The sequence below is a fragment of the Pseudomonas sp. N40(2020) genome, assembly GCF_014472415.1.
GTDB lineage: Bacteria > Pseudomonadota > Gammaproteobacteria > Pseudomonadales > Pseudomonadaceae > Aquipseudomonas.
Window position 1 is genome coordinate 51,038 of record NZ_JACSZV010000042.1, and the last position, 7,394, is coordinate 58,431.

8 protein-coding genes are annotated in these 7,394 nt (G+C 59.7%); 5 read left to right on the forward strand and 3 right to left on the reverse strand.

From position 1 onward, the window contains the following. Positions 1 to 259 precede the first annotated feature (259 nt). From IAI51_RS22925 to IAI51_RS22935, 3 genes are all read left to right on the forward strand, one after another. Complete coding sequence (locus IAI51_RS22925) at positions 260 to 874, forward strand: biliverdin-producing heme oxygenase (protein ID WP_187680538.1); 615 nt, start codon at positions 260 to 262, stop codon at positions 872 to 874. Further along, positions 871 to 3,108 carry an ATP-binding protein gene (locus tag IAI51_RS22930; RefSeq protein ID WP_187680539.1) on the forward strand — a complete coding sequence of 746 codons (2,238 nt, stop codon included), beginning with the start codon at positions 871 to 873 and terminating at the stop codon, positions 3,106 to 3,108. The genes IAI51_RS22925 and IAI51_RS22930 overlap by 4 nt, the downstream gene beginning before the upstream one ends. 147 nt (positions 3,109 to 3,255) lie before the next feature. Next, positions 3,256 to 3,843 (forward strand): LysE family translocator, encoded by a 588-nt coding sequence (locus IAI51_RS22935; RefSeq protein ID WP_187680540.1) that lies wholly within the window; start codon positions 3,256 to 3,258, stop codon positions 3,841 to 3,843. Positions 3,844 to 3,864: 21 nt separating this feature from the next. On the opposite strand, the gene IAI51_RS22940 is transcribed toward IAI51_RS22935, so the two are convergent. From IAI51_RS22940 to IAI51_RS22950, 3 genes are all read right to left on the reverse strand, one after another. Next, positions 3,865 to 4,698, reverse strand: a complete 834-nt coding sequence (locus IAI51_RS22940) for a helix-turn-helix transcriptional regulator (protein WP_187680541.1) — start codon at positions 4,696 to 4,698, stop codon at positions 3,865 to 3,867. Positions 4,699 to 4,760: 62 nt separating this feature from the next. Beyond that, entirely contained in the window at positions 4,761 to 5,429 is a 669-nt protein-coding gene (locus IAI51_RS22945; protein ID WP_187680542.1) for a class I SAM-dependent methyltransferase, read from the reverse strand. 114 nt (positions 5,430 to 5,543) lie between these two features. Further along, the gene (locus tag IAI51_RS22950; RefSeq protein WP_187680543.1) at positions 5,544 to 5,909 is read right to left on the reverse strand and encodes a DUF6124 family protein; all 366 of its coding nucleotides are present in this window, start codon (positions 5,907 to 5,909) and stop codon (positions 5,544 to 5,546) included. A gap of 710 nt (positions 5,910 to 6,619) precedes the next feature. On the opposite strand from IAI51_RS22950, the gene IAI51_RS22955 reads away from it, so the two are divergent. Both IAI51_RS22955 and IAI51_RS22960 read left to right on the forward strand, forming a co-directional pair. Further along, positions 6,620 to 6,886, forward strand: coding sequence for a hypothetical protein (locus tag IAI51_RS22955; protein WP_187680544.1), 267 nt, complete (start codon positions 6,620 to 6,622; stop codon positions 6,884 to 6,886). A gap of 27 nt (positions 6,887 to 6,913) precedes the next feature. Continuing rightward, positions 6,914 to 7,306 (forward strand): GFA family protein, encoded by a 393-nt coding sequence (locus IAI51_RS22960; protein ID WP_187680545.1) that lies wholly within the window; start codon positions 6,914 to 6,916, stop codon positions 7,304 to 7,306. Positions 7,307 to 7,394: the final 88 nt, after the last annotated feature.

Here is a 7,394-nt window from a genome sequence, read left to right on the forward strand (position 1 = left end):
CGCACGCATAAAAAACGCATGGACGCAGCTCAGAGGGATTGGGTGCAGTCATGCTGCTGTGTCGCGATACGGACGCCGCTGGCGTTGATCAATAGGGTCGAACTTTCTGTGCGCAAGGCAACTCTGAAAGAGTCGGAGGGTGCTGGCTTCGTCAGAAAAACTATCCATCCGGTCAGAAACGGCATTTGCCGTGTAAGATTTCGCTCCACGTAACGCCAACCACGAATGGCCCCAGGCGGCCCCACCAAGAGCGATATACATGCCAGCAAAGGCCCGTGAAATTTATGTGCCACCCGTGCTGCAAGATCTGCGAGCCGGCACTGCCGAACTGCACATCGCACTGGAAAAACGCCTTCCTTTTTTCTCCGATACCCTCGATGCGCAAGCTTTTGGGCGCCTGATGCAGGCCTATTACGGTTTCTACGCACCTCTGGAAAACGCTTTGCAGCGCAGCGGTTCAGTCCCCGACGATTTTGATCTGACGCCACGTCTCAAGACCCACACGCTGCGCGGCGACCTGCGTGCACTGGGTATGGCAGACGCCGCGCTGGCAAGCCTGCCGATTTGCCAGCAGTTGCCGCTGATCGACTCCAGCGCTGCCTGCCTTGGCGTGTTGTACGTGCTTGAAGGCGCAACCTTGGGCGGGCAGATCCTGCGCCGGGAAATCGCCGCGCGTCTGGCTGTGGATGCCGACAACGGCGCGGCGTTTCTGGATATTTACGGTGCCGCGACCGGTCGGCGCTGGCGTGATTTCATCGAATACCTGGGCAGTCGACCGATGGACGCCGCCGAGCGTGAGGCCGTCGTGTGTGCCGCCCAATCTACATTCAGCTGTTTCGAGCGCTGGCTCGAAAGCCAGGAGGTACTGGCGTGACCGAGCAAGAAAAAGAGACTTTTGAACAACTGCTGAGCAATTGTGCCGACGAGCCGATTCGTTTCCCCGGCGCGATCCAGCCCCACGGCTTGTTGTTGACCCTGAGCGAGCCTGCGCTGGACATCATTCAAGTCAGTGCCAACGTCGAAACCCTGCTGGCCCGCGCGCCAGAAGAGCTCATTGGTCAGCCGCTGGAGCGCCTGATCGGCGACGTGGATGCCCAGGCCGTGCGCGTGGCGTTGCAGCAACCGGCACTCTTCGATGTGCCACCGCTGCGTTTTCAGCTCAATGGCACGGCGTTCGAAGGCTTGCTGCATCGCCATCAAGGCGTGTTGATTCTGGAGCTGGAAATCCACGCGGAGAACTTCCAGCCACGCAACGTTGCCGGTAATCAAACCCACTTGGGGCGGATGCTCCAGCGGTTGCACGCGGCGACCACGTTGCAGGCGCTGTACGACATCAGCGTCCAGGAAATCCAGGCCCTGACCGGTTACGACCGGGTGCTGATCTACCGTTTCGAGGAGGAGGGCCACGGTCAGGTCATCGCCGAAGCCTCCTCCCCGTCGATGGAAGTGTTCAATGGCCTGTTCTTCCCGGCCTCGGACATTCCCGAGCAGGCCCGCGAGTTGTACCGCACCAACTGGCTGCGGATCATCCCCAATGCCGACTATCAACCGGTGCCGTTGGTGCCGAAGCTGCGTCCTGACACGCAGACGCCGCTGGATTTGAGTTTCGCCACGCTGCGCAGCGTGTCGCCGATTCACTGCCAATACATGAAGAACATGGGCGTGCTGTCGTCGATGAGCATTTCCCTGCTCAAGGGCGACAAGCTGTGGGGCCTGATCAGTTGCGGCAACCGTCAGCCGTTGCATGTGCCGCATGAATTGCGCAGCGCATGCCAGACCATCGGCCAGGTGCTGTCGTTGCAGATCAGCGCGATGGAATCTCTGGAAATCAGTCGTCAGCGAGAAGAGAAGCTCGATGCGCTGGCGCTGCTCAACCAAGCGATGATCGATTCGCCGCAAAACGTTTTCGATGGCCTGGCAAACCTGCCGCAAACTCTCATGGCGCTGACCAATGCGGGCGGTGTCGCGATCATTGAAGACAAGCAGATGCACCATTACGGTATCTGCCCGGAACCCGATGAGATCCGCGCCCTGCACAAATGGTTGCAAGAGAGCGGCCAGTCGGTGTTCGCCAGTCATCACCTGGCCAGCGTTTATCCGCCGGCCGCGCAATATCAGCAGGTAACCAGCGGCGTGCTTGCCATGAGTCTGCCCAAACCGGTGGCAAACGGCGTGCTGTGGTTTCGTCCCGAGGTGAAAGAAAACATCAACTGGAGCGGCGATCCGCGCAAACCGCTGGCGCTGGAAAATTCCGACGCCGGTTTGCATCTGCGTCCGCGCACGTCGTTCGAAATCTGGAAAGTCGAGATGGCCGGGATCTCCACCAAGTGGAGCCACGGCGACCTGTTCGCCGCCAACGACCTGCGCCGTTCGGCGCTGGAAAACGATCTGGCCCGCCAGGTGCGCCGCGAGCAGGATGCGGTGCACGCCCGTGATGAATTGGTGGCGGTGGTCTCGCACGACCTGCGTAACCCGATGACGGTCATTTCGATGCTCTGCGGTCTGCTGCAAAAGGACTTCAGCTCCGAAGGTCACCATCCCTCGCGGCGCATCTCCACGGCCATCGACACCATGCAACAGGCCGCCGCACGCATGAATACGCTGCTGGAAGACTTGCTCGATACTTCGAAAATCGATGCCGGACGCTACACCATTACGCCGCAGCGGCTCGACGTGGGGCAGATGTTTGACGAAGCTCAAGCCTTGCTCGGGCCGCTGGCGCAGGACAAGGACATCCGCATTTCCTTCGAGGCCGATCCCGGCCTGCGTATCCATGCCGACCCCGAGCGCTTGTTTCAGGTGCTGTCGAATCTGGTCGGCAACGCGATCAAGTTCACCCCGCGCCTGGGCGCAGTCGATGTGCTGGCCAAATCCGTGGGCAGCGATATTGTTTTCACCGTGCGCGACAGTGGTGAAGGCATTCCCAAGGAAAACCTGGCCCGCGTCTTCGACCGTTACTGGACTGTGAAAGAGGGCAACCCGACCGGCACCGGCCTGGGTTTGTACATCAGCCAAGGCATTGTCGAAGCCCATGGCGGGCGGATTTTCGCTGAAAGCGAGGTGGGGCAGGGCAGCGAGTTCCGCTTCACCGTGCCGCGTCTGGACTGATCGCCGAAACACCTGAACCCCGTGTAGGAGCAGCCTGCGGCAGCTCCTGTACAGAGTGTGTTGTTGGCAGGGTGATTTTCTTCAATACCGGGGGCGGGGCGCTGGTTACCGTGAGCGCCTTGTTCCCCGATTTGAAGCAGGTGTGCGATGAGTCTGATTATCTCGATGGCGGCGTTTGCCCTAGCCGCGTCCATTACCCCCGGCCCGGTCAACATCGTCGCGTTGAGTTCCGGCGCGCAGTTCGGCTTTCGCGCCAGCCAGCGGCATGTCCTCGGTGCGACGCTGGGGTTTGTGCTGCTACTGGTGCTGATGGGGCTGGGCCTGCATGAAGTCCTCAAGCTCTGGCCGTTCATGACCCGCGTGGTGCAACTGGCCGGGGTGGCGTTTCTGCTGTTCATGGCCTGGAAGCTGGCGACCGACAACGGGCAGTTGAATGCCGGCGACTCGGGCCGCGCGCCATCGATGCTCTATGGCGCGGTCATGCAGTGGCTCAACCCGAAAGCCTGGCTGGCCTGCGTGGCCGGGATGGGCGCGTTTGTAGCCGATGGCGAGGCGCGGTTGGTTTGGCAGTTTGCGGCGGTGTATCTGGTGATCTGCTATCTGTCGGTGGGCTGCTGGGCGTATGCCGGGACGTTTTTGCGCGGGTATCTGGGCAATCCGGCGGGGATGCGCCTGTTCAATCGAGTGATGGCGGGGTTGTTGGCGTTGAGTGCGGTTTATCTGCTGTTGCCTTGAAATCCCCGCAGGGGGTCGATGTCAGCCGCGATATTGGCCGGGGGTCGCCGCCAGATGTTGTTTGAACGCCCGTTGAAAATGCGCCTGATCGGCAAACCCCGCCTCAAGCGCCACATCGGCAATCAACTGTCCTCTGCGCAACCGTTCGCGGGCGAACTGGATGCGCTGGTTGACCACAAACGCGTGCGGCGTCATGCCGTAATGCTGTTTGAAAGCGCGTATCAGGTAGGACGGTGACAGCTGCGCCGCGCTGCAAATGTCGTCGAGGCTCAGCAGCTCGGTGCAGTGTTCGCGGATGAAATCGGCGGCGCGTTCAAGCTTGAAATTCGGTTCTCGCACGGGCGCTTGCGCCGGGTTCAAGCGCAGTTGCAGATCGGTGAAAAACTCCACCGCGGCGCTGTGTTTGCGCAAGACATCCTGTTGGTCATTGACCAGCAACTCATACAACCCGTTGAGATCATTGAACAGCCTGGCGTCGTCGAGATGCGTGGTCGCGAAGCGACGAAATTCCACGTCGGCGGCAAACCCCAGTTGATGCTGCAAGTCGGTCAGCCACGGAGTCTCAACGTACAGCATCACGTACGACCACGGTTGATCATCGATCGGATTGCACGCATGCACATCACCGGGATTCATCAGCACCACGGTGCCCGCCGCCACTTCGAACTGCGCCTGTTCGTGCACATACGTGCTGCGCCCGGCGGTGATCGCACCGATAGAAAAATGCGCGTGGGAATGCCGCGCATAGCAGACTTCTCGGCCATCGGCGATGGCCCGCGCCTCGATAAAGGGCAGGGCGTCGTCGCGCCAGAAGCGTGGGGCTTTTTCAGGGTTTTTCGCGGCAGCGTGTTTCATCGACGTCATCCCGGCAGGCCAGCGCCCGAGTGTATTAGCTCTGGCCGGCAAAGACTCTGAAACTAGCACCGCTCAGCCACTAGCAGCAAAGACTGCGGCACAGGGCTTTGCGGATGCTGTGGCTCTTGCAGTCCGGCCAGTTCAAACCCGGCCATGTCCAGCGCGTTTATCCAGCTCGACAGCGTGCGGAAGTACCAGGGCATCGGTTGCCACTGGCCCTTGAACCCGGCGAACGTCTCTTCCCGCCAGCCGTCCTGATAATCACCCGCCGCGACGGCCCACGGGTGCAGCGTCTGAATCACCAGTGCGCCGCCAGGCACCAGCAACGCGTTCATCGCGGCGAGCAACGGGATGATGTCCTGTTGCAGCAAAGAGAAATTCGCACAGATCAGGTCATAGTCGCGACCGATGTCCACCGTAGCCTCAACCAACGCTTCATAACTGGCGACATGCGCCTGCGATGCACCGGCCAGACGCGCCGCTTCCACCAGCGTCGCATCGCCATCCACGCCCGTCGCCTCAATGCCCCGATCCACCAGTGCCCGCAACAGCCAGCCTTCGCCGCAACCGAGGTCGAGCACCCGCTGCGGTTGACGGCCCATGATCGCCAACACAATCGCCTGATCGGTGACCTGTTGACGGCTTTCGATGGCGCCGCTGCGGATCACTTCGATCCAGGCGTGGGCGTTGTTGTGCCAGCTCTGCAACAGGGTGGATTCGAGGGAGGGCATGTCGGTGTCCGGACAGTTGAGTAGAGGATGCCGTTTGCAAAAAATCAGTATGGACGCCGGACTCAAGATCGCCATGCAGGATGCACTGGCCCTGCATGGCGATCCGTCAGCTACCTACTGCGGCAGGCGCAGCTTGTCCAGCAATCGGTTGACCAACAGCTCGTTCAACATGATCACCCGTTGCAGCGCCAGCAGCGGTTTACGCTCCGGGCCACCCACCGAGTCAGCGATATTACCGGCCATGGCGTGGGCGTATGACAGCGATTCACAGGCTTCGACCAGCAGGGTTTCGTCATCCAGCGTGGGGTCGACGAGAAAGACGGGGCGAAACTTGGGCGATGCTGGCGGAGCTGCCAGGTCTTCGGGCTTGAGGTAGTAGTCGAGGGCGCGATCGGTCGCCTCTTTTACCTTTTGCAGGTCGAGCGCGGGGTCGTGGGGGATGGGATCGGTGTGCGGTGGGTTGGGCGTGATTTTGAACATAGATAAAGCTCCAATTTAAAAAATGGGAGCCATCACCCTCGCTACCAAACGGCGGGTGGCGGCCATGCGCGGGTTGGTAGACCGGTTAAATTGGGAAACCCGGCGCTCACAGAGGAGCCCCACGCATGCCCACCATACAAAGCTATACCTTAAAAAAGAGACAGCATCGAGGGTGTCGCAACAACGACAATTTAAAGCGGGCTACCAAACCCGATCACTGTTTTTCAGTGACAGGGAAACGATACAACCCGCCCCACAGCCGCGTAAGCCGGCGGATTCTGGCGTACGCGTAGGTAACGGCGCAAGGTGTTGTAGGGAGGATGGCGTAACGGTTTGTGTGCTTTAAACGTTCGCTCGAAGTTGTGTTTAAGCATGGAAGATGCCGAGCGGCGAACCTGAGCCCAGATCGCTCACGGACTACAATTTTGGGCGTCATGACCTACAAGCTCGCGAGAACCCGCCGACTTGTCGGTCTTGGAGCAAGGTCCTATCGTTTGCCGGTCAAAACTTAATCACTTAAGCTGGTCAGCATGAATACACATCCTTCGGAGGCTCCGATGGCCACCACCAGAAAGACCGACAAACCTAACAAAAAGGAAGTTCGTAATGAGCTGACATTCCTTGATGTTCGGCAAGCCGCGCGTGATGGGCAGAAAGTGTTCGATAAATTTGTGATCACTGGCAGGCTACCTATTACAAAGTAGGCCTGAATGCCAGCCATCAAGATTTCTGCGCTTTTTGAACAAATCACTAACTGGCAAAACTTCGCTGCACATTTTTATAACTACAAGGTGTGCGGTGAGTTACCCGGGATTTTCGGGCGTGACGAACGACTCGATCTGACCGATATGCCGGTCACCGGCCCGGATGCGCATAACCGAAGCGAGTGGGGCTCATTTCTGCGCAATGTACATTGCCAGATTGTTGAGCCTTGGACGCTGGGCAGGATTGCCTTTCCCGATTTGGACGATCTGTAAATTGAGGTCGAGCAGAGGAGGTGTGACATGGATCGATTGACTGGCGGTTGCCTATGCGGCGATGTCCGTTTCGAAGTGACAGGTCAGCCCTACCGCGTCGGCATCTGCCACTGCCTCGACTGCCGCAAGCGCCACGGCGCGCTGTTCGGTACCTCGGCCATATTTCCCGAGGATGCGTTGAAGGTCATCGGCGAAACCCGTGACTATAACGGGCGCTTTTTCTGCCCGCGCTGCGGCTCACCGGTGTTCACGCGTTCGGCAGATGAAGTGGAAGTCAACGTCGGGTCGCTCGATGAACCGAACCAGTGCAAGCCCACCTATGAGCTCTGGACCATTCGCCGTGAGGCGTGGCTACCGGCGCTGCCACTGGCTCACCATTACGAACGCGACCGTGAAGGCACAGAGCGCACAGAGCAATAGTGGACCCATTGTGGGAGCGAGCCTGCTCGCGAAAGCGGTGGGTCATTCAGCTCGAGTGCAACTGACAGATTGCTTTCGCGAGCAGGCT

Excerpts from the sequence above, each read along its gene's own strand:
- IAI51_RS22925 (WP_187680538.1), top strand. The coding sequence starts at position 260 with ATGCCAGCAAAGGCCCGTGAAATTTATGTGCCACCCGTGCTGCAAGAT.
- IAI51_RS22935 (WP_187680540.1), top strand. The coding sequence starts at position 3,256 with ATGAGTCTGATTATCTCGATGGCGGCGTTTGCCCTAGCCGCGTCCATT.
- IAI51_RS22940 (WP_187680541.1), bottom strand. The coding sequence starts at position 4,698 with ATGAAACACGCTGCCGCGAAAAACCCTGAAAAAGCCCCACGCTTCTGG.
- IAI51_RS22945 (WP_187680542.1), bottom strand. The coding sequence starts at position 5,429 with ATGCCCTCCCTCGAATCCACCCTGTTGCAGAGCTGGCACAACAACGCC.
- IAI51_RS22950 (WP_187680543.1), bottom strand. The coding sequence starts at position 5,909 with ATGTTCAAAATCACGCCCAACCCACCGCACACCGATCCCATCCCCCAC.
- IAI51_RS22955 (WP_187680544.1), top strand. The coding sequence starts at position 6,620 with ATGCCAGCCATCAAGATTTCTGCGCTTTTTGAACAAATCACTAACTGG.
- IAI51_RS22960 (WP_187680545.1), top strand. The coding sequence starts at position 6,914 with ATGGATCGATTGACTGGCGGTTGCCTATGCGGCGATGTCCGTTTCGAA.